General features: G+C 70.1%; 14 protein-coding genes. 8 read left to right on the plus strand and 6 right to left on the minus strand.

Annotation, left to right across the window (positions count from 1 at the left end):
- Window positions 1-147 precede the first annotated feature (147 nt).
- Window positions 148-1,230, minus strand: a complete 1,083-nt coding sequence (locus KEG38_RS28975) for a hypothetical protein (RefSeq protein ID WP_272423095.1) — start codon at window positions 1,228-1,230, stop codon at window positions 148-150.
- Window positions 1,231-1,511: 281 nt separating this feature from the next.
- On the opposite strand from KEG38_RS28975, the gene dnaE reads away from it, so the two are divergent.
- Complete coding sequence (gene dnaE, locus KEG38_RS28980) at window positions 1,512-5,141, plus strand: DNA polymerase III subunit alpha (RefSeq protein WP_272423096.1); 3,630 nt, start codon at window positions 1,512-1,514, stop codon at window positions 5,139-5,141.
- A gap of 318 nt (window positions 5,142-5,459) precedes the next feature.
- Here dnaE and KEG38_RS28985 read toward each other — a convergent pair whose 3' ends face one another.
- Window positions 5,460-6,311, minus strand: a complete 852-nt coding sequence (locus KEG38_RS28985) for a hypothetical protein (RefSeq protein WP_272423097.1) — start codon at window positions 6,309-6,311, stop codon at window positions 5,460-5,462.
- 352 nt (window positions 6,312-6,663) lie between these two features.
- Window positions 6,664-7,599 (minus strand): AAA family ATPase, encoded by a 936-nt coding sequence (locus KEG38_RS28990; RefSeq protein ID WP_272423099.1) that lies wholly within the window; start codon window positions 7,597-7,599, stop codon window positions 6,664-6,666.
- Between the two features lie 76 nt (window positions 7,600-7,675).
- Between KEG38_RS28990 and KEG38_RS28995 the strand changes: the two genes are divergently transcribed.
- The gene (locus tag KEG38_RS28995) at window positions 7,676-8,947 is read left to right on the plus strand and encodes a DUF4388 domain-containing protein (RefSeq protein ID WP_272423101.1); all 1,272 of its coding nucleotides are present in this window, start codon (window positions 7,676-7,678) and stop codon (window positions 8,945-8,947) included.
- A gap of 321 nt (window positions 8,948-9,268) precedes the next feature.
- On the opposite strand, the gene KEG38_RS29000 is transcribed toward KEG38_RS28995, so the two are convergent.
- Window positions 9,269-10,777 (minus strand): sigma-54-dependent transcriptional regulator, encoded by a 1,509-nt coding sequence (locus KEG38_RS29000; protein ID WP_272423102.1) that lies wholly within the window; start codon window positions 10,775-10,777, stop codon window positions 9,269-9,271.
- Window positions 10,778-10,856: 79 nt separating this feature from the next.
- Here KEG38_RS29000 and KEG38_RS29005 point away from each other — a divergent pair, with 79 nt between their 5' ends.
- The 6 genes from KEG38_RS29005 (at window position 10,857) to KEG38_RS29030 (ending at window position 18,775) form a co-directional block, all read left to right on the plus strand.
- A complete protein-coding gene (locus KEG38_RS29005; protein WP_272423103.1) occupies window positions 10,857-11,714 on the plus strand; it encodes an outer membrane protein assembly factor BamD in 858 nt (285 codons plus the stop codon).
- A gap of 5 nt (window positions 11,715-11,719) precedes the next feature.
- Window positions 11,720-12,046 carry a hypothetical protein gene (locus KEG38_RS29010; RefSeq protein WP_272423104.1) on the plus strand — a complete coding sequence of 109 codons (327 nt, stop codon included), beginning with the start codon at window positions 11,720-11,722 and terminating at the stop codon, window positions 12,044-12,046.
- Window positions 12,047-12,132: 86 nt separating this feature from the next.
- The gene (greA, locus tag KEG38_RS29015) at window positions 12,133-12,609 is read left to right on the plus strand and encodes a transcription elongation factor GreA (RefSeq protein WP_272423106.1); all 477 of its coding nucleotides are present in this window, start codon (window positions 12,133-12,135) and stop codon (window positions 12,607-12,609) included.
- On the plus strand, window positions 12,606-15,947 hold the full coding sequence (locus KEG38_RS29020; RefSeq protein ID WP_272423108.1) for a sulfatase-like hydrolase/transferase: 3,342 nt from the start codon (window positions 12,606-12,608) through the stop codon (window positions 15,945-15,947). The genes greA and KEG38_RS29020 overlap by 4 nt, the downstream gene beginning before the upstream one ends.
- Before the next feature lie 123 nt (window positions 15,948-16,070).
- Entirely contained in the window at window positions 16,071-17,399 is a 1,329-nt protein-coding gene (locus KEG38_RS29025; RefSeq protein WP_272423111.1) for a tetratricopeptide repeat protein, read from the plus strand.
- An 11-nt stretch (window positions 17,400-17,410) separates the two neighbouring features.
- Window positions 17,411-18,775, plus strand: coding sequence for an outer membrane protein assembly factor BamB family protein (locus tag KEG38_RS29030; RefSeq protein ID WP_272423112.1), 1,365 nt, complete (start codon window positions 17,411-17,413; stop codon window positions 18,773-18,775).
- Between the two features lie 458 nt (window positions 18,776-19,233).
- Here the strand turns inward: KEG38_RS29030 and KEG38_RS29035 are convergent, their stop codons facing one another.
- Both KEG38_RS29035 and KEG38_RS29040 read right to left on the minus strand, forming a co-directional pair.
- Window positions 19,234-19,782: a GNAT family N-acetyltransferase gene (locus tag KEG38_RS29035; protein ID WP_272423114.1), complete on the minus strand. Its 549-nt coding sequence runs from the start codon at window positions 19,780-19,782 to the stop codon at window positions 19,234-19,236.
- A gap of 21 nt (window positions 19,783-19,803) precedes the next feature.
- Complete coding sequence (locus tag KEG38_RS29040) at window positions 19,804-21,363, minus strand: hypothetical protein (protein WP_272423116.1); 1,560 nt, start codon at window positions 21,361-21,363, stop codon at window positions 19,804-19,806.
- Window positions 21,364-21,540 lie beyond the last annotated feature (177 nt).

Raw genomic sequence — 21,540 nt, forward strand, 5'->3', positions numbered from 1 at the left:
TCCCCCCATGACAAACTGTAGGGCGCGCGCCGCCGAAGCACACGCATTCCCCCCCGCTGGCGTGCGCCGAATGCGCCCTCCGTCCTGCAACGTCGGGCCACGAGGGGCAGACCCCGTGGGCCGGCCCCTCGTGTCCGACGTGAGCCTTCACGGCATCGGCATCGCGCAGGGATCCGGCGGGGGCTCGCCCTTCGGCGCCACCGGTCCGAGCTGCACGGCCTTCGCGTCGAAGCCGAGGCCGATCGAGATGCCGTCACACTCCACGGCCGGATCCTGCGTGCCGTTCTTCATGATGTCGGACGCCTGGCGGATCTGGTTCAGGATGCTCTGCAGCGTGGGCGAGTCCTTATCGCAGAACGACTCGTCGAACGCCGCCGCGACCTTCGAGATCTCCGTGATCAGCGCCTCGGTCTCGATGACGCCGGCGATCGTGCCGTTCGTGCCGCCGTTGCGCTCCGCGTTGAGGTCCACCGTGATGACCGCGCTGTTGATGTCGAGCGCGATCGTGAACCCGCTGATCGAGAGCGAGAGCTTGACCGTGCCCTTCGTGCCCGAGACCCACGTGTCCTTCACGACGTAGCTCTTCGGGAAGACGATCTTCGCCGAGGTCGGATCCATTTCGTTGCTCAGCAGCTCGGGGATGAGCGGCCACTGGTCGGTGCCGTCCCACTTCGGCGGAGCGCCGAGGTCCGCGCCGCCGTAGAGCTTCGACGTCAGGCTGTTGCAGTCCGACGACGTGCCGAGCGTCGCCATGTCGAGCATGATCGTGAACTCGCCGTTCGCGATCGCCTCGTTCGCCTGCGCGCTGATGTCCGACGCGAGGCCGAGGATGACCGGCAGGATGTTCTTGCCGAACGAGTTGTCCCGGCCCTCGTCGCCATCCGGATACACGACCGCCGGCGAGCCGCCTGCGCGCGGCTTGCAGAGGCCGACCGACGCCTTCGTCGAGGCGCGACCGTCGAGGTCGTAGCCGAACGCCTTCCAGCCACCCGTGGGATCCGGCGTGCCGTCACGCTTCGTGTCGCCGAGGAAGATCTGGCTCATCGCCATGACCTTGCCCGGCCCCTCGCACGCGGACAGACCAGCGGGCTCCTCCGGAGGCGCGAGCCCCACGGGATCCTCGGGCGGCGGCGCCGGGGGTTTTTCCGAGACCGTGTCGGAGCCACAGCCCCCGAGAACCGCGAGCGAAGTCGCCGTGAAAACCGCAGTGAGAAGACGAGTGCGAAGCATAGAAACCTGACTCACTTTCCCGAACCCGAACCCGGGTCGTTCGCAAAGCGCACGGCAGCCAGTCGAGTGCCCGTGGACGGGGCGCATGCTAGCCATGCCGTTGCCTTTTCAGCAAGGGCGATCCCGGGGCGCGACGCACCGCACACGGCCAGAGTGAAGCCGTACGATGCAGCTTCACCAGCGACGCGAAGCATCACGAACAGGCGCCTCGTTTGGGTGACGCGCGCCTATCCTGAAGCGAGCTCGCCCGAGCCGAAAGCAACGCCGAGGCAAGATCGATCGTGGCAGCCGAGTTCGTTCATCTCCACGTCCACTCGCAGTACTCGCTGCTCGACGGGGCCCTCAAGATCAAGGACCTCGTCGGCAAGACGAAGGCGCTCGGAATGCGCGCCGTGGCGCTGACCGACCACGGCAACATGTTCGGCGCGATCCAGCTCTACAAGGCGTGCAAGGACGCACAGGTAGGCGCCATCCTCGGCTGCGAGGTGAACGTCGCGCGGCCGCGCACTGCGCGAAACGATGTGCCGAGCGGCAAGACGGACGACACGCCGGTCGATCACCTGGTGCTGCTCGCGTCGAACCTCGAGGGCTACAAGAGCCTCGTTCGGATCGTGTCCGAGGGCCACGTGACGCCCATGAGCGGCGCCGCGCCGAGCGTGTCGCTCGACTTCATCGCGCAGAACAACAAGGGCCTGATCGGCCTTTCCGGCTGCATGGGCGGCGTGCTCGCGCAGCGCGTGCTCGAGGAGGGCGAGGACGAAGGGCGCGCGGCGATGGGTCGGCTCGTCGAGGCGTTCGAGCCGGGCAGCCTGTACGTGGAGCTGCAGGATCACGGGCTTGTCGAGCAGCCGGTGCTGAACGGGATCCTCACGCGCCTCGCGAAGGATCGGGGCCTGCCGATCGTCGCGACGAACGACGCGCACTTCGGCAGCCGCGACGACGGCGAAGGGCACCTCTACCTCTCGTGCATCGCGGCGAACCGCTCGTATGCGGACGCGTTCGCGGCGCATCACCAGAGCTTCGAGATGTTCCTCAAGTCGCCGGACGAGATGGCGCACGTCTTCCGCGACCACCCGGAGGCCATCAAGAGCACGCTGGAGATCGCCGAGCGGTGCGCGGGGCTCAAGCTGAAGCTCGGCCAGCCGATGCTGCCGACGTTCGCGCTGCCGGAGGGGTTCGATACGAACTCGTACTTCCGGCACGTCTCGCACGAGGGGCTGACGAAGCGCTTCGAGGAGTTCGGCCGCGGGGGCAAGACGGTCGACCAGGAGGCGTACCGCAAGCGCCTCGACATGGAGCTCGACGTCATCATCGGGATGAAGTTCCCCGGCTACTTCCTGATCGTCTGGGACTTCATCCGGCAGGCGAAGGAGATGGGGATCCCGGTGGGCCCGGGCCGCGGCTCGGGCGCGGGCTCGCTCGTGGCGTACGCGCTGCGCATCACGGATCTCGATCCGATCCCGTACAACCTGCTCTTCGAGCGCTTCCTGAACCCGGAGCGCGTGAGCATGCCGGACTTCGACGTCGACTTCTGCATGGATCGGCGCGACGAGGTGATCCGGTACGTCGCCGAGAAGTACGGCAAGGATAGCGTCGGGCAGATCGCGACGTTCCACGAGCTCAAGGCGAAGAGCGTCATCAAGGACGTGGCCCGCGCGATGAGCTTCCCGCCGGCCGAGGCGCAGAAGATCGCGAACCTGATCCCGCAGAAGGGGCCGGGGCAGACGTACACGATCCCCGAGTCGATCGAGATCGAGCCGAAGCTCAAGGCGCACATGGAGAGTGATCCCTCGGTGCGCGAGCTGCTCACGCAGGCGCAGAAGCTCGAGGGGCTCACGCGGCACGCCGGCATGCACGCGGCCGGCATCGTGATCAGCGAGGGTCCGCTCTGGGACCACGTGCCGTGCTTCCGGAACGGCGAAGCGCTCGTCACGCAGTACTACAAGGACGACGTCGAGCAGGCGGGCCTCGTCAAGTTCGACTTCCTCGGCCTGAAGACGCTCACCGTGATCGACATCGCGGTGCGGCTGATCCACGCGCGACCGGATCAGAAGGGCAAGGCAGGCGCGGAGGTGTTCGACATCAACGCGATCTCGCTCGATGACGAGGAGACGTTCCACCTCCTGCAATCGGGCGAGACGACGGGCGTGTTCCAGCTCGAATCGAGCGGCATGCAGCAGCTCTTCAAGGACCTGCGCCCGACGAACTTCGAAGACATCGTCGCCGCCGTCGCGCTCTACCGCCCCGGCCCGCTCGGCACGGGCATGGTGAAGGACTTCGTCGACTGCAAGCACGGGCGAAAGCCCATCGCGAAGATGCACGACCTCGTCGACGATCTGCTCAAGCCGACCTACGGCGTCATCGTCTACCAGGAGCAGGTCATGCAGATCGCGCAGCAGCTCGCCGGCTACACGCTCGGCGGCGCCGACCTGCTCCGCCGCGCGATGGGCAAGAAGAAGCCCGAGGAGATGGCCAAGCAGAAGTCCATCTTCGTCGAGGGCTCCTTGAAGAAGGGCGTGTCCGCCGAGGACGCCGATCGCATCTTCGGTCTGCTCGAGTTCTTCGCGGGCTACGGCTTCAACAAGAGCCACTCGGCCGCGTACGCGTTGATCACGTACCAGACCGCGTACCTCAAGCGTCATTACCCCGTGGAGTTCCTCTGCGCGCTGATGACCGCGGATCGCGACAAGATCGAGAAGGTCGTGCGGATCATCGCGGAGGGCCGCGCCTGGGGCGTCGACATCCTCCCGCCCGACATCAACGAGTCGAACATCGACTTCTCGGTCGTCTACAGCGAGCCGGGCAAGGCCACGAAGAAGGTCGGCCGGAAGGCGCCGAGCAAGATCAAGGACGCCGATCCGTACGATCCGAAGATCCGCTTCGGCCTCGGCGCGATCCGCGGCGTGGGCGAGTCGGCGCTGGAGGCGGTGCTCGAAGTGCGCACCTCGGGCGGCGCGTTCGCCGATCTGTTCGACTTCGCCCAGCGCGTCGACGCGCGGCGCGTGAACAAGGGCGTGCTCGAAGCGCTCACGCAGTCGGGGGCGTTCGACGCGACGCTCGTGCCGCGCGGGATCACGAGGGCGCGCGCGTTCGCCGCGCTGGACCAGGCGCTCGAGCGCGCGCGGAGCGCGAGCAAGGATCGTGAGCGCGGGCAAGGGTCGCTCTTCAGTCTCTTCGCGAAGGCGGCGCCCACGACGGAGCAGAAGCTCGACGAGTACCCGCAATGCGAGCCGTGGGATCTGCGCGAGATGCTGGTGCGCGAGAAGCAGTCGCTCGGCTTCTACGTCTCGGGGCATCCGCTCGATCGATACGGCACGGAGCTCAGTCGCTTCGAGGTGATCGCGGCGAGCGCACTCCCGCACAAAGATCCGTGGTCGAAGGTGCGCGTGGCCGGAATGGTCGAGGGCTATCGCGAGCGCATCTTCAAGGGCGGCGGCGGCAAGGTCGCGTTCTTCCACCTCGAAGACACGAGCGGTCGCGTCGAGGTGAAGGTGCGCGACAAGCAGATCGAGGCGTATGGCACGCTCCTGCAAGGCAACGAGCCAGTGCTCGTGTCGGGCAAGGTGAGCTTTCCGCAAGTGGAGGAGGGCGCCGAGGACGAGCAGGCGGCGCCGCGGGAGCCGACGCTGATGCTCGACGAGGTCGTGCTGCTCGCGGACGCGATCCGCGCGGAGACGAAGAGCGTGCGCATCCGCGTGCAGGCGCGGAAGGCGACGCGGGATCACATCGGCAAACTGCGGGACGTGCTGGCGTCGAGCCGCGGCGTTTGCCCGGTGCACCTCTTGATCCAGCTCGACGACGGAGCCGAGGCAGTGCTCGCGCTCGGGCGTGATCTCACGGTGACGCCGAGCGACGAGATGCTCGCGCGCCTGGAGAAGCTGTTCGGGGAGAAGGTCGCGGAGCTGCGTTAGGTCGCCGGCAGATCCGCCATGGCTCGGGACAGATCCGCCATGGCCTGGCGATGGATCCGCCATGGCTCGGGACACGTCCACCATGGCTCGGGACGCGTCCGCCATGGCTCGGGACGCGTCCGCCATGGCTCGCGACAGTTCCGCCATGGCTCACGACGCGTCCGCCATGGCTCGCGACGTATGCGCCATGACCTGCGACGCGTCCGCCATGGCTCGCGACGGGTCCGCCATGGCTCGCGACGTATGCGCCATGACCTGCGACGCGTCCGCCATGGCTCGCGACAGGTCCGCCATGACCCGCGACAGTGTGACCGTGCGTCAGGCCGGCTCTGTCGGAGCAGCCCGCCGCCGCGTCGTGCCAAGCAGCCGCCGCGTGGTGATCGGCAAGAGCTGCGGGATCGAAGGATCCTGTTCGTGCGCGCGATTCCACACCTTCATCACCCGCTCCATGTACGCCAGGCAAATCCCATCCTGCAGATCGAGCTCCGCCTGCGTGACGCCGCCCTGCGTGCGCGCGCCGGCAGCCTTCTCGCTGGTCGACTTCACGCGGCCAGCAAGCGCCTCGCTCTCATCGAGGTCCTCAGCCGTGAGCCCCCCATCAAAGAGTTGAAGCGCCACCTTGGACCCTCCCTCGGCAACGAGATCACGCGCGAGCGCGACGAGCGCAGCGAGCGAGGTAGCAAGGGTCTGCGCATCGACGACGCGGCTCCGCGCCTTGTCCACCCGCTCGGCGAGGCCAGGCGCATGGTCCGCGACGCCCTCGAGCGTGGTCGCAAGGCGCTCCCGCTCAGCCATCCCCTCGGCATAAGTCGTCTCGGCAATCGCAACAGCAGCAGCGCGGTTCCGCTCGCGTCCCTCGACGGAGAGGTTCCGTTGCTCCACGAGATCCGCGAGCTTCTTGCCCGCATGCACGAAGACACGCAGGAGCGCATCGGAGAACCCGAGGAGGAGCTTTCTCTGCGCCAGCGTGGTCTTGGGCCAGAACTCCGCCGCGATGCCGCCAATACGCACGAGATCCGTGAGAATCTTCTCGCTCCGAATACGCGTGCCGCGCTCGATGAGCTCGCCCGGCGGAACATCGATCGCGTAGAGGGCAGCCTGTTCCGGGGTAGGCAAGGGGACCACCTGGAGAAGGTAGGACCAGGTGTAGGTCGCCGGCGCGGATGTCATGGGCCCGAAGGTACCCGAGGGGCGCAGTGGATCGTAAGGGGCGTCGCGCCGGGGTTTCACCCCGGACCCGACCAGGGGCTATCCGCCCCTGGACCCGGACCAGCGCAAGCGCTGGACCCGTGGTCGATGAACTGCGCGATGCGCAGTTCATCGAACAGGTCGAGGCAAGACCGGCGAGCAACGCTGCCAAGCAAGACCGCCGCGACTGGCAACGCCGTCCCTGGTCTTGCACCGGCCTGTGGGAAGAACTGCGCATCGCGCAGTTCTTCCCCAAATGGTCCAGGGCTTGCCCTGGCGCGGGTCGAGGGGCGCGTAGCCCCCGCGGGGCCCGGGGCAGCGCCCCGGCGAGACGTCACCCTTCCGACGCGCGCGTCAGCAGCGATTCGAGGCGCGGCTCGACGGAGACCTTGTCTTCCTGGTGCTTGAGCAAGAGGCCGAGCGTGCCCTGGACGAGGTCCGGATCGAGCTTGCTCTTGCCGAGCAGGACGAGCGCGCGCGCCCAGTCGAGGGTCTCGCTCACGGCGGGCGCTTTGCGGAGGTCCATCTTGCGCAGCTCGCCGATGAACGCGACGAGGTGCGAGGCGAGCGTGCGATCGATGCCGGGGACGACGAGCTCGAGGATCGCGAGCTCGCGTGACGAGGATGGGTAGTCGAGGAAGGCGTGCAGGCAACGCCTGCGGAGCGCCTCGGTCATCTCGCGCGTGGCGTTCGTCGTGAGCAGCACGAGTGGTGGGTGCTTGGCGCGGAAGGTGCCGAGCTCGGGGATGGTGACCTGCAGCTCGGAGAGGATTTCGAGGAGGAAGGCCTCGAACTCGGGATCGGCGCGATCGACCTCGTCGATGAGCAGGACGACGGGCGCATCGTTGCGGATCGCGGCGAGCAGCGGGCGGGAGAGGAGGAAGTGCTCGGTGAAGAAGGAGGCTTCGCTCTTGGCCACGATCTGCGCGGCCCCAGCGATGGTTGCGCCGTGTGTCTCCGCGGCGATCGCGTCACGCAAGAGCTGCGTGTAGAGCATTTGCTTGGCGTAGTCCCACTCGTAGAGGGCCTTGGCCTCGTCGAGGCCCTCGTAACACTGGAGCCGGACGAGCGGTCGGCCGAGGGCCTGGGCGGCGGCGCGGGCGAGGTCGGTCTTGCCGACTCCCGCGGGTCCTTCGAGCATGAGCGGGCGCTCCATGCGGAGGGCGAGCCACAGGGAGAGGGCCGTGGCCGGGTCGCAGAGGTAGCGCGCCCCGCCAAGGGCAGCCGAGAGCGCCTGGGGAGAGGCGATCGGATCGGGGGAGGCGGTCACGGGGAGCACGGTAGCATGGCCATCCCCGCGGAAAGCCGAGGCATGTTCCGCTCGTGTCCTGCTATAAACCGAGCAGATGGGCGAGGACGGCCACGATCTCGTGCGCGTGGACGGCACGGGTACGGCGCACCCAGTCGGCAAGCTGGCAAGCCAGCGGATGCGCGCGCGACAAGGCGCGTTCCGACTGATGCCGGCACCCGCGCACGTGGTCGTCATGCGTCGCGCGGACGCGCCCGAAGCAGGGAGCCTCCGGCTCTGCGGCGAGATCACGAGCGCGAGCGCGCTCTGCGACATCGTGTCGATGATCGGCCAGAGCGCGTGGACCGGCGAGCTCGCGATCTACGACGGCGCGACGAACCGGAGCATCTTCTTCGAGCACGGCGCGGTGGTGGGCGCGTACTCGAGCGCTGAAGGAGAGCGGCTCGGCGAGGTGCTCTATCGGTACGGCGCGCTCTCGCTGGAGCAGCTCCAGGAGGTGGCGAAGGCCGTGACGGGCGACGTGCGCTTCGGCGAGATGGCCGTGCGCATGGGGCACATCTCGCGCGAGACGTTGTTCCAGCTCATGGGCCGGCAGGTCGAGGAGATCGTCTACGCGGTGATCCGCGCCGAGAGCGGGATGTTCTACTTCCTCGATCGTTTCGACGAGGCGCGGCTGACGTCGCGACAGAACGTGCCCGTGAGTGGCCTCCTGATGGAAGCGGTGCGGCGCATGGACGAGATGCGCTACTTCCGCGAGCGCATCCCGTCGGCCGAGCACGTGCCGGATCGCGTGCCGGATCGGCCTCCGCCGAACGACGGCGATTTCGCGCAGGTCTACCGAGCGATCGACGGCGTGCGATCGGTGGCGGACATCTGCCGCGCGGTGGGGCAGGGGGAGTTCGAGGTCACGCGGCAGATCTTCCAGCTCGTGCAAGGAGGCTGCGTGACGGTGCGCGCGCCACGGCCCACCGGGCCGGCCGCGATCGTCGCGCTCTTCAACGAGGCGATGTCGATGGTGATGCGCGAGGTCGACGCCGTGAAGCGCGGCGACGAGGTCCGGCAGCACCTCACCTCGTTCGCGACGGGTGCGGGCATCTACGACGCGCTCTTCATGCGTGCAGGACCGAAGCCGGACGGGACGCTCGACGACGGACAGATCATCGAGAACGTGGCGATGCTCGTGGGCCCCGATCAAGCGGAAGCAATGCTCGCGCAGTGGCTCTACGACTACGTCTCGTTCGCGATCTTCATCGCGGAGCCCGTCCTGCGCGAGGCGTCGACGCGGAGCGGAGCAGGGGCGCCGCTGCTCGCGAAGAGCGTCGCCGACATCATCGCGCCGCTCGTGGTGGGGGGCGCCGGTCGGCCCTGAGGCCGCCGCGCCGGGGCGCTGCCCCGGACCCCGCGGGGGCTGTCCGCCCCTCGACCCGGACCAGCGCAAGCGCTGGACCTTTCGTCGATGAACTGCGCGATGCGCAGTTCATCGAACAGGCCGAGGCAAGACCGGCGAAGGCCCTGCCAAACAAGACGGCTTCAACTGGCAACGCTGCTGCCTGGTCTTGCCACCGGCCTGTGGGAAGAACTGCGCATCGCGCAGTTCTTCCCCCTGAGGTCCAGGGCTTGCCCTGGTCCGGGTGCAGGGGCGGACAGCCCCTGCTCGGGTCCGGGGTGAAACCCCGGCGCTACGCTCTGGTCATCCTCGCCGGATGTCGTAGGCGCGGATCTTCTTGTGGAGGTTTGTGCGCTCGACGCCGAGGACGATCGCGGCGCGCGAGATGTTCCAGTCGAGACTCTGCAGCACCTCGATGATGTAGCGACGCTCGGCCTGATCGCGGAACTCGCGTAGCGTCAGCCGGCGACCGCCTTCTGTGCGCGGGATGTTCTCGATCGAAGACGGGAGCGGGCCTGGGGGCGTGCGTATGGGCTCGCTTGGATCCTGCGCTTCGGGGGTTTGGAGATCGTCGTCGAATGGGCTTGCGTGCGGATCTTCGGGCAGGTCGGCGATCGTGACTGTGTCGCCCGAGAGGATGGCTGCGCGCTCGATGGCGTTCTTCAGCTCGCGCACGTTGCCGGGGAAACTGCGACGTTCGAGCGCGGCGTGGACGGCTGGATCCATGCGCTTCGTCTTGAGCCCGTTCTCCTTGCAGAACGAGGCCATGAAGGCTTCGGCGAGGGGACGGATGTCCTCGTTGCGCTCGCGTAGCGAGGGCACGCGGATGGGGAAGACTGCGAGACGGAAGAAGAGGTCCTCGCGGAAACGGCCGGCCGAAACCTCGCGGCTGAGATCTTTGTTCGTTGCTGCGAGCACGCGCACGTCGACTTGCAGCGTCCGCTCGCTGCCGAGGCGGCTGATCTCGCCGGATTGCAGCGCGCGTAACACCTTCGCCTGGGCCGAGGGCTCCATGTCGCCGATCTCGTCGAGGAACAACGTGCCGCCGTGCGCTTGTTCGAAAAAGCCGCGCTTGCGCGACTGCGCGCCTGTGAAGGCGCCGCGCTCGTGACCGAAGAGCTCGCTCTCGATGAGCTCGCGCGGGATTGCCGCGCAGTTCACCTTGACGAAGGGGCCCGCGATGCGCGGCGAGAGACGGTGGATCGCGCGGCTCACGAGTTCCTTGCCCGTGCCGCTCTCGCCCGTGATCAGCACGCTCGCCTTCGTTGGCGCGACGCGATCGATCTCCTTGTAGAGCTTCTGCATCACCGGCGCGCGACCGATCATCTCGTAACGCGCGAGCAGCTCCGCCTCGAGATCTCGCACCTTGCGCGCGAGCTCCGACGAGTAGAGCGCGTTCTTGACGCTGACGAGCACGCGCTCGCGGCTCACGGGTTTTTCGAAGAAGTCGCCCGCGCCGAGCTTGATGGCCTTCACCGCGTCGTGGACCGTCGCGTGGCCGCTGATCGCGACGACTGGCAGGCTCTTCGTGGCTTCGTCGCGCCGGATGCGCTCGAGCAGCTCGAGGCCGCCCATGCCGGGCAGGAGCAGATCGATGATCGCGAGGTCGACGGGCCTTCCGCCGTTCGCGAGGATCTCCAGGGCTTGCTCGCCGCTCTCGGCTTCGATGACCTCGTAGCCTTCGCCGCGCAGGACGAGATCCAGGGTGCGACGGATGTTCCGCTCGTCGTCGACGACGAGGACGGTGGGGGCGACCGCGGCTCCCAGGGCCTCGCCGGGGGGCGCCTGGGGCGTAACGAACGAGCTTTCCATGCCGCACCTATCCATACCTGCCTCTCGGCGGGGCAGGAAGCACTGGCGCGCCGGCCGCGAAAGGGCTACGGAGCGCGGGATGGGCAAGGTCTGCGGTTCGACGTCTTCGAGGCCCTCGGCGAGGCTCGCCCGGGCCCTCGGCCTCGTCGCGCCTCTGCTTCTCCTCGCGGCCGCGGGGTGTGATCTCCAGGTCGGCGACGGACGCAAGGCGACCCTGACCTACACGGACGACGCGCGCTCCGCCTACGAAGAGGCGATGCGCTCCTACCGCAGCAAGGCCTGGGAAGACGCGCGCGCCCTGTTCGCCGAGGTGCGCAAGCTCTTTCCGTACAGCCGGTACGCGACGCTCGCGGAGCTGCGCATCGCGGACGTCGAGTTCGAGCAGGAGAAGTACGCGGACGCGGTCTCGGCGTACCGCGAGTTCATCCAGAACCACCGCACGGATCGCGACGTCGAGTACGCGCGTTACCGCATCGCGAAGTCGCTCTTCCGCGACATCGACGACACGTTCCTCCTGCCGCCGCAGGAGGAGCGTGATCAAGGCACGGCGCTCGAAGCCTACCGCGAGCTCGGCGCGTTCCTGCGCGACAACCCGCGGAGCCGCTACGCGGAGGACGTGCGCAAGATGCACGACGCCGTGCAAGGTCGGCTCATGCGGCACGAGCTCTACGTGGCGCGCTTCTACCTGCGGCAGGACGTCTACCCGGCGACGATCGCGCGGATCGATCACGCGCTGAAGCTCTTCCCCGGATCGGCGCTCGAGCCCGAGGCGCTCGTGCTCAAGGGCGAGACGCTCATGCGGATGAACAAGCCCGACGAGGCGCGCGTCGTCTTCAAGAAGGTGCTCGACGAGTATGGCGGGCCCTTCGCCGTGACGGCGAAGCGGTTCCTCTCGGAGCTCGACGCGCAAAAAGCGGCGAACAAGCAGGGAACCTAGAGCGGATGGACGCGTCGCAGAGGCGCCCCACGGCGGGCGTGCGGTACGCGCTGGAACGCGCGGCCGAGGAAGAATCAGGCGCGACGTACCGGGGGTTTGCGCACCTGCCCGATGCGGACCTGCCGCTCGAAGTTCGTGTCGAGCAAACGAGCGAGGGCGGCGCCGAGGGGCGGGCGAACGTGACGGCGCGGATCGAGGGCGCAGCCGTTGGGGTGGACGTCGCGGGTCTGGAGAAAGCAGGCGCCGCGTTGGTCAAGGCGGCTCTGCGCGCGGCGCGTGACGCCGGGCGGGCGATGCCGCGGCGGATCGTGCGCTGGCGTGGCCCCACCTGACGGTGGGCGCGGCTTCGGCGTGAACATGCTAAAGGGGATCCAAGGTTCGGCTCGGCATGTCCGAGCGTCTTTGTCGAGGTGTTGCGATGTCTGAAAAGGTGCCCATGACGCCCGAAGGGCAAGCTCGGCTGCGCGAGGAGCTCGAGCGGCTCAAGAAGATCGAGCTCCCGCAGGTGGTCAAGGACATCAGCGTGGCCCGCGATCACGGCGACCTGTCGGAGAACGCCGAGTACCACGCCGCGAAGGAGCGTCAGGGCCTCATCGTCGCGCGCATCTCGTTCATCGAGCAGACGTTGAGCCGCGCCGAGGTCATCGACCCGAGCAAGCTGAGCGGCAACAAGATCCAGTTCGGCGCGCGCGTGAAGCTCGTGAACGTCGATACGGACGAGGAAGTCGTCTACCAGATCGTCGGGCCCGAAGAGGCCGACATCAAGCAGAACCGCATCTCGGTGTCCTCGCCGCTCGCGCGCGCGCTCATCGGCCGCGAGGTCGGCGAGGAGGTCCGCGTCGTCATGCCGGCCGGGCCGCGTACCTACGAGATCCTCGAGATCACCTACGCATGACGAACCGCGGCGGGGAGGGCGCACACGTCCCGCCCGCCGCGCCCCGACCGAGCCGCGCAAAGGGTCGGCTCGCGGTCTCGGCACCCAAGCCGGACCGGGACGGCGCGAGCGTGGTGCGGCCGCGCGCGCGGACGGGAGATCTTCCGCTCGGATGGCGCATCGCCGACGGCTACCTCGCGATCGGCGTGTTCCTGCTGGTCGAGCTGGTCGTCGTCGGGCTCGTCTTCCGGCGTGAGCTCGTCGGGCTCCACGAACTCACGCTCGCGTTCTGGAAGCTCTGGCCGATCGCGTTCGCGGCGGCGGCGCCGGCCGCGGCGATCGGCGGGGTGATCGTCGAGTGCGCACGCCACGCGGAAGGGCGATGGGGTCGGATCGGTCTCGCGCTCTCCGCGGCGGGATTTGCCGGCGCCGTGGCGTTTGGCGTGTCCACGGGGCGCCTTCTGTCAGGGCCTCTCCGCGCGCCGTTCGTGGGCATCGTCGCGGGGGTCGCGTTCGCGGGCGCGTTCGTGCTCGGGCCGCTCGTCGCGCGGGCGCTCGCGCCGAAGCCGCGACGCACGTTCAGCCTGGGCGTCTTCCTCGGCGTGATCGCGCTGATGTTCGCGGTCGAGCTCGTCAACCTGCTCGTCCTGCCGCGCCTCTATCCGGCGTTTCATCGTGGCCTCGCGCTGCTCGTGCTCTTGCTCGCGCCCTTCGTCCCGGTCGCCTGGGATGCGCCGCGACGCGTACGGCCTGGGGCCACGGACGATGCGGAAGGAGCGATCGCGCCCTTCGGCATGAAGCTCGCGCGTGCGGCGCTCGCGCTCGGTTTGTTCGCGCTGTCGGCGGCGGTCGCGCCCTCGGCGGCCGAGCGGCTCGCGCCTGCGGACAACGTGCGGCTCGTGTACCTGACGCGCGCGCCGGTGCTCGCGAACGCCGTGGAGATCGCGGCCGCGCTCTCGCCGCCGCCGCCGCTCGACGACACGCCGCTCGTCGTGAACCAAGGGCAGGCGGGGCGCGCGGTGGATCTCGCGGGCCGCGACATCGTGCTCGTCACGATCGACGCGCTGCGCGCCGATCACGTCGGCGCGTACGGCTACGGCCGCAAGACCACGCCGACGATCGACGCGCTCGCGGCCGAGGGCGTGGTCTTCGAGCGGGCGTACACGCCGACGCCGCACACCTCGTACGCCGTCACCTCGCTCATGACGGGCAAGTACATCCGCCCGCTCGTGCTCCAGGGCCTTGGCGCCGACTCCGAGACGTGGGCCGGTCAACTCCGCCGCTACGGCTACAAGACCGCGGCCTTCTTCCCGCCGGCGGTCTTCTTCATCGATGCCGAGCGCTTCGGCCCGATCCGCGAGCGCGGCCTCGACTTCGAGTACCGCAAGGTCGAGTTCGCGAGCGCCGATCGCCGCGCCAAGCAGGTCGAGACGTACCTCGACGGCGTCGACAAGAACGCCCGCGTCTTCTTGTGGGTGCACCTCTTCGAGCCGCACGAGCCCTACGAGACGCACCCCGAGCACCCGTTCGGCGATCGTGACATCGATCGCTACGACGCCGAGATCGCCGCGGCGGACGCGGGGCTCGGCTCGATCCTCGCCACGGTGCGCGCGCGCCGGCCGAACGCGGTGGTGATCGTGAGCGCCGATCACGGTGAGGAGTTCCAGGATCACGGCGGCCGCTACCACGGCACCACGGTGTACGAGGAGCAGGTCCGCGTCCCGCTCGTGGTGCACGCGCCGGGGCTCTTCGCGCCGCGGCGCGTGACGGCTCCCGTGCAGCTCGTCGATCTCTTGCCGACCGTGCTCTCGGGGCTCGACATCCCGCGGCCGGCGCGCGTGCGCGGCGCGGATCTCGGGCGCGCGCTCGCGGGCACCGCCACGAGCCCGGAGGACGCGCGAGGCTTCGCGTTCGCCGAAACCGAGACGATGACCATGCTGGCGCGTGGTTCGCTCCGGCTCGTTTGTGCTCGAAGGATCGGCGCCTGCGCGCTCTACGACGTGGAGCGGGATCCGGCCGAGACGCGGGATCTTTCGGGCGCGCGCGCGGCGGACATGGCCGACATGCGGAACGAGCTCCGCGGCGTGGAGGCCTCGCACGGGCGGTACGAGATCGCCGGTCTGCGCAGCGAGGGCAAGGGTTGGCCCGAGGCGCTGCGGCGCGGGATCGCGGGGGATGCGGACGCGGCGCTCGACGTCGCCGCGCTGCTCGACGACGCGGACGTGCTCATCCGGCGCAAGGCCGCCGAGGTGTTGTTTGACCTCCAACGGCCCGAGGTCTCGCCGACGATGCGGCTCGCGCTCGTGCGGGACGAGGACGACGAGGTGCGGCGCTGGTCGGCGCTCACGCTGACGAGGCTCGGCGAGGGCGCGCCGCGCACGCGCGAGCTGCTCGAGGATCGTGATCCCAAGTGGCGGCGCCTCGCGGCGCTCGCGCTCGCCGAGGGCGGCGACGGCCGCGGCGAGGACGATCTCGTGGCGTGGTTCCGCGAGGCGTACGGCAAGCGCGCGGACAAGCGCGAGGTCCTCTCGTTCGAGCGGGCGAAGGAGATCGTCGCGGCGCTCGCGAAGATCCGCGCCAAATCCGCGCTGCCCGTGCTCATCGCGGCCCTCGACGACGTACGCCTGCGCCCGCATGTGGCCGAAGCGCTCGCCGCGATCGGCCAGGACGCGGCCCGCCCCGCGCTCGCCGAGCACCTCGCGACCGAGCGCTACCAGCACGCGCGCGTGGCGCTCTCCGAGGCGCTCGTCGCGCTCGGCGCCGGCCCCGAGCTCCGCGCCCCGCTCATCCGCCTGCTCGGCGTGCCCGATCCGCTCCCGAACGGTCTCCGGATCGCGCTCCAGGCGGACGTGCTCGAGCTCGTCGGCGGCCCGCGCGATCGCGACCTGGAGAAGCTCAGGCGATTCGGGCGGAGCGGCGTCTCGGTCGGCATGGTCGTGCCGAAGTCCGACGGCAGCGGCGACGCGCTGCGGGTCCTCTGCCGCGCGCGCTCGAACGACGACCGGCCCGGCGAGATCCGCTTCGGCGTGGGGACGCGGCGCCTCGTGAGCAGCGGCGATCGCGAGACGGGCGGCCTCGTTCCCAAGCGCGCGCCCGAGCTCGATGCGCGCACCGCGGCGACGCTCTACGTCCCGCCGGGCGACAAGCCCCAGGAGGTCTTCGCGCCGCTACCCGCGGCGGTGAAGGTGCGCCCCGGTCAACACGGCGAGTTCGTCGTTTACGCGACGCAGAACGTGGAGCTCTCGGCCTGCGCGGTCGTCCCGCTCGTCGCCGAGCTACCTCCGCCGCCGCCCGAGCCGTGGACGCCCGAGAAGGGCGGCGAGGGCTCGACCGACGGAGATCCTCCGCAAAATCCGTGACTTTTGTCACGAACGGGCAGGGGACGGAGGCGCTCCGCGCGGCCCTGGAACGGCACGCGAAGTCCCGCGGAAACCGCGATGAGGCCGATTGACGCCGGGGGCGGCGCGGCTAGAGTCCCGGGCGTGTCGCGAGAGGACAAGCAGTCGGAAGAGGGCCGCGCGAAGCGCGAGGACGAGGACGCGCGCGAGGCGGAGGGCGCGGGGGACGACGAGCCTTCGAAGGCGCGCGCGTCGGGGTCCGAAGAGGAAGCGCCGGACGAGGCCGCGCAGCGCGTCGCCGCCGCGCTCGGCGTCGCGGGCGAAGAAGACGCCTCGATCGAGGGCGGAGACGCGGCTGCGGAGCCCGACGAGGACGAGAAGCAAGAGGCTGCGAAGCCGAACCGCGCGGCGCGCAGGCGCGAGGATGCACTCGCGCGGCGCAAGAAGCGCGTGGGTGGCGCGGCGGCTGCGGAGGACGACGCGGCGCTGCCTCGCGACAAGAACGCGCGCGCCAAGGAGCTCCTGAAGCGACGCCGCGAGCAAGCGGACGCGGCCGAGCGCCGCCCCGTCGCGAGCTCGCTCGACGCGGGCGAGATGGTCGACGACGCGCTGGCGCGGAGTGCCTCGGCCCTCACGAAGTGGCTCAAGGCGAACGTCGGGGTCCTCCAGTGGGTGGTCCTCGCGGCGCTCGTCGGCGCGGGCGGGTATGCGTTCTGGTCGTCGCGCGTCGACAAGAAGCTCGGCGACGCCTCGGCGGATCTCTTCTCGGGCGTGGCTGCGAATCGCGGGCTCGTGATGGAAGAGGACAAGCGCCCCGACGATCAGAAAGAGCTCGATCCGACGCGCGTCTTCAAGAACGAGGCCGAGAAGTCGCAGGCCGCGCTCGACGCGTACGGCAAGGTCATCGACAAGTACGCGGGCACGGGCGCGGCGCTGCTCGCGCGGCTCGGCCAGGGCGGCACGTACCTCGAAAAACGTGAGTGGGACAAGGCGATCGAAGCCTACGCGTCCGTGCTTTCGTCGCCGCTCGCGGCCGCGGATCCCGACGTGAAGGGCCGCGCCACCGAGGGCATCGGGTACGCCAAGGAGGGCAAGGGTGATCTCGACGGCGCGATGGCGAGCTTCAAGGAGCTCGCGAGCATCGACGTCAAGGGATACAAGGACCTCGCGACCTACCACGAGGCGCGCCTCCTCTTCGCCAAGGGCAACAAGGACAAGGCGAAGGAGATCCTGAAGCCACTCGAGGACAAACTCGCGCTGCCCAGCAAGGAGCCCGAGCCGCTCGAGTACCTCAAGAGCGCGGTGCATGATCTGATGGTCCAGATCGATCCGACCGCCGCGGCCGCGCAGATGCCTGCGTTCGGCGGGGGCGGCGCGCCTGCGCCGATGCCGGCCGACATCCAGGAAAAGGCGCGGCGCTTGGTCGAGGAAGCCCAGAAGAAGGCGGCCCAGCAGCAGGGCGGGACGCCGTGATCGAAGGACGCGTGAGGGCTCCCGTCGCGATCTCCCGTGGCGTTCTCGCGGCCGCCGCGGCCCTCGCGCTCCCGCTCTTCGGCTGCGAGAGCCTGAGCATCCCGGCGACGCCGCAGGTCCCGACGTGGCTGCACCACCCGGGCGGCACGCTGTCGATCACGTATCGACGGCCGCTGACGGCCGAGTCGCGCCAGCAAGCCGAGGTCTACGAGCGCGGCAAGCCCGCGATCGACGTCGCGGGCCGGCGCGTCTTCGTCCCGTCGAGCGACAACGGCCTCTACGCGCTTCGGGTCGAGGACGGCTCGACGATCTGGCGCTTCGAGACGATGGGGCCGGTCCAGAGCGAGCCGCTCTTCGACGCCGACGAGAACGTCGTCTACTTCGGCTCGAACGACGGCGCGGTTTACAAGGTGAACGCGAGCGACGGCCGCATGCTCTGGCGGTTCTCGACGAACGCCGAGGTGAGCCGGAAGCCGGTTCTCCGAAACGGCGTGATTTACGTCACCAACGCCAACGACACGCTGATCGCGATGAACGCGGCGACCGGGGCGCTCAAGTGGCACCAGCACCGGACGCCGGCGTTCGGCATGGAGGTCGCCGGGTACGCGGGTCCGGCGCTCGGGCGGGACAAGGTCTACACGGCGTTCTCGGACGGCGTGGTGCTCGCGTACGACCTCGAGGACGGCTCGGAGCAGTGGCCGGCCGTGGATCTCGCGGCCGAGGCGGAGCAGCAGACCGGCGGTGATGCGCCGCGTTATCTGGACGTCGACACGACGCCGTTGGTGGCACGGATCACCTCGGGTGAGGTCGTGTTCGTGGGCAGCTACGCGGGCGGCCTGTACGCGCTCGACGCGGAGAACGGCACGCGGGCGTGGGTGAACGAGAAGGCCGTCGGGGTGACGGAGCTCGTTTTGTGGGAGCAGCCGGAGCATGCGCCGCGGACCGGGCCGCTCGTCAACGCTCGGGGGCTGCGCTCGGACGAGCCGAGCTACGCCCCCAAACCCCCGTCCGTGCCTGGGCAGCGGATCCTGTTCGCTGCGAGCGGGCTCACAGGTCTCTGGGCGCTCGATCCGAACGACGGGCGGACGCTCTGGCGGCGGAACCTGCCGGAGGGCGGGATCACGGCGCCGGTTCCGGTGGCCGGCGCGCTGCTCGTGGGGACGACGCGGTACGGCTTGTTCCTGTTTTCGCCCGTGACGGGTGGGCTCATCGACGGGCTCCTGCCGGGCGGCAGCTTCGCGATGACGCCGGCCGCGTACGGCGTGCGGGCGTTCGTGGTGGGCAACGGGGGATCGTTCCTCGGCGTCCAGGTCATGCCGCCGACGCCGGCACCGGCGCAGACGACGATGAGCTGGCTCGGCGTGAAGGGCGGCTGACGAGCTCGCGGGGGGCGGAGGGGCGTCCGGGGGGATGTCGACGCCCGAAGCCTGAACGGCGGGGACGGAACGGGCGCAGTTGACGATCGCGCCACGCGGCCGAGGTGCACGCGCGCGTCGCGGGGCCGCCGTGTGTCCAGACGAACCCGATGAACGCCTGGTTTCAGGCCGGTTTTCGGCTCGGATCCCCCTCCTCCGGGCTCATCTAAATTTCGCATAAGATACATTATGTCAACTTGCGCGATCCGCCTCAGGACAGGTGTGGACGCGGAGCCGGACCTGGCGACGGACGCCTCCCGGACCCGGCCGCGGACCAACCCGAGCCCCGGCCGAGCTCCACGCAGCAGCCCCAGACTCCGACCCGCCGACCTCGCCCGGAAGACACACGTCTCCCTCGGCGCGTCCTCCTCGCGCACCCCGCCCCTCGCGCGGCGCCGTCCCGACCTACCGACCGGACGTCACTGCGCCCGGAACGACTTCCAGATCAGGACCTCGCCCGGCCTCGTCAGCGGACGCCCACCCGAGCGCTCCTCCCGCCACCCGAGCACCTTCCGCGACGCCTGGTCGCCGAGCTGCGCGAAGCCATGGTGCGCGTAAAACGCCTGCGCCCACGTGGCCTTCTCGAACATCCGCGCGATCACGTCATATCGCTCACAATTCAGAGCGTCCTCCTCGAACCGCTGGAGCAGCCGCGTCCCCACGCCGAAGCGCTGGAACCGCGGATGGACCGAGAGCTCTTCGAGGTACGCGACGCCCGGCGACTCGTCGCGCCAGGCCAGGTAACCGGCGACCTCGTGATCAGCCTCGGCGACGAAGACGTTGTGGTGCCGCGGCAGGTGCGCGATGTCGTTCCAGGTTCGCGGCGGCACCTCGGCCGCGTCGAAGCCGAGGTCGTGGTACATCGCCGTGCAGGCCTTCTCGAGCTCGACGAGGTCGCTGACCTGCGTCTCCTGCAGCTTCGTGATGCGGATGCGTTGCGGCCTCACTCGTTCCGATGCGTCCGTCATGGGCGATCCCCTTTCGAGCGTCTAGAGACCCACGAGGCGGCCGATCACGGCGGCATCCTCGTCTGCCGTGGGAACGAGCAGGGCCGTGGCCGTGCCAGGCGGCGGGGCCTGACCCGGCGCGAGCGGGACGACCCGGATTTCCCCTTCCCGACCGACGACCGCGACCCGAACCGCGACGACCAGCGCCACGCGAGGGGCCATCGGAGCGGCGGGGGCAGGCGCGGGTGCAGCCGCAGGCGCGGCGGCCGGAACCGCTGCGATGGCGGGAGCCACGGGGCGCACCGGAGCGGGCCCGACAGGAGCGACCCGGGCCGGCGTTGGCGTGACCGCCGCGACGGGCGCCGGAGCGGGCGCGGCAGGAGCGACCGGAGCAGCCACGGGCGCGGGCGCAGGCGCGGCCACCGGAGCAGGCGCAGGTGCGGCGGCGGGCTCCTGCGCCACCGGGATGCGGCCGAGGTCCTTGCCCGAAAGCACGGCCGTCTCGCCGTCGAGGTCATCGACCGGAATGTCGAACTCGCCGCGGGCCTGCGAGGCGGTGATCTCTTCCTCGAGGGGCGGCGGCGGCGGCGCGACCGGCGGCGCCGAGGGCCCGAAGTCGCCCCACGCCTGATCGATGACGGTCGTCTTCGGGGTGGCGCGTTTCGGCGCGGCCGTGGCAGGCGCGGGAGCTACCGCGATGACCGGCGGCGCCGCGGGCACGGCCGGGGCCGGCGGGCGGGCGCTTGCACGCGTGGGATCCGCGACCGCGGCCATGTTGGTGGCGCTCTTGCGTGCGCCGGTGCGTGACGGGAGCCGCTTGCGGGGTCCCGGCGCGCCAGGCGCCTTGCCAGGCTGCGGCGCGGCGGGCGCCTCGGCAGGCGCGGGCGGAGGCGCGGCGGCGACCGGCGCGGGAGCGGGCACGCGCGGCGCGACCCCCGCGGGAAGCACGGGACCACCCGTATTCGGCCGCACGTGGCTCTGCGGCCCGACCGAGGGAGGCGCGGGCGTCGCCGCCGTCGGCACGGCAGGAGGACGCGCCCCGCGCGGCAAGGGAGGAGGCGGCGCGCTCCGTGTCACGGGCGCATGCGGGGCCGGCGCTTGCGCGACCGGTGGCTGGGTCACGAGCGGCGCGCGCGGCGCGGGCGCAGACCCAGGGACCCCACGCCCAGGCGGGAGCGGCGGCGGACCCGGACGCCCCGGCGGCGGCGGTGGCGTCGAGCGGAGCGGCGCGGGCGCGGCCTGCGGAGCCGGCTCCGGCGCGGGCGCAGCCTGCGGCGCAGGCGCCGATTGCGGCGCAGGCGCGGGTGGCGGCGCGGGGGCCGGCTCCGGCGCAGGCGCAGCTTGCGGCGCAGGCGCGGGCGCAGCTTGCGGGGCGGGCGCGGGCGCCGCGGCAAGCATGGGCGCGATGTCCGCGGCCGCTTTGAAGAGCTCGAGCGAACGCATGTCCTTGTCCGCGTCCGAGGCCTGCTCGGCGGCGCGCTTCAGCCAGCGCAGCGCTTCGGCTCGCTCCCCGCGGCCCCACAGCGCGGAGGCCGTCGACAGCGCCCAGTGGACATCCTCGTCGTCGTCGTCTTTCGGGGGCGGGATCGGGCTATCAACCATGGTCGTCGCGCTCGTTTGCCTCGCAGTTTGCCCAATACCACGACTCTCCTCGCGCCGTCTCCCGCCGCGCACGGGCCCGCCCTGACGCACTGCGGCCCTGCCGGAAACCGCTCGCATTTTCCTCGCTCGCCCTCCTCGCCGTGCGCGCAATTGCCTTCGCATGGCGATTCCGCTGCT

Source organism: Polyangium jinanense, assembly GCF_028435265.1.
GTDB classification, from domain to species: domain Bacteria; phylum Myxococcota_A; class Polyangia; order Polyangiales; family Polyangiaceae; genus Polyangium; species Polyangium jinanense.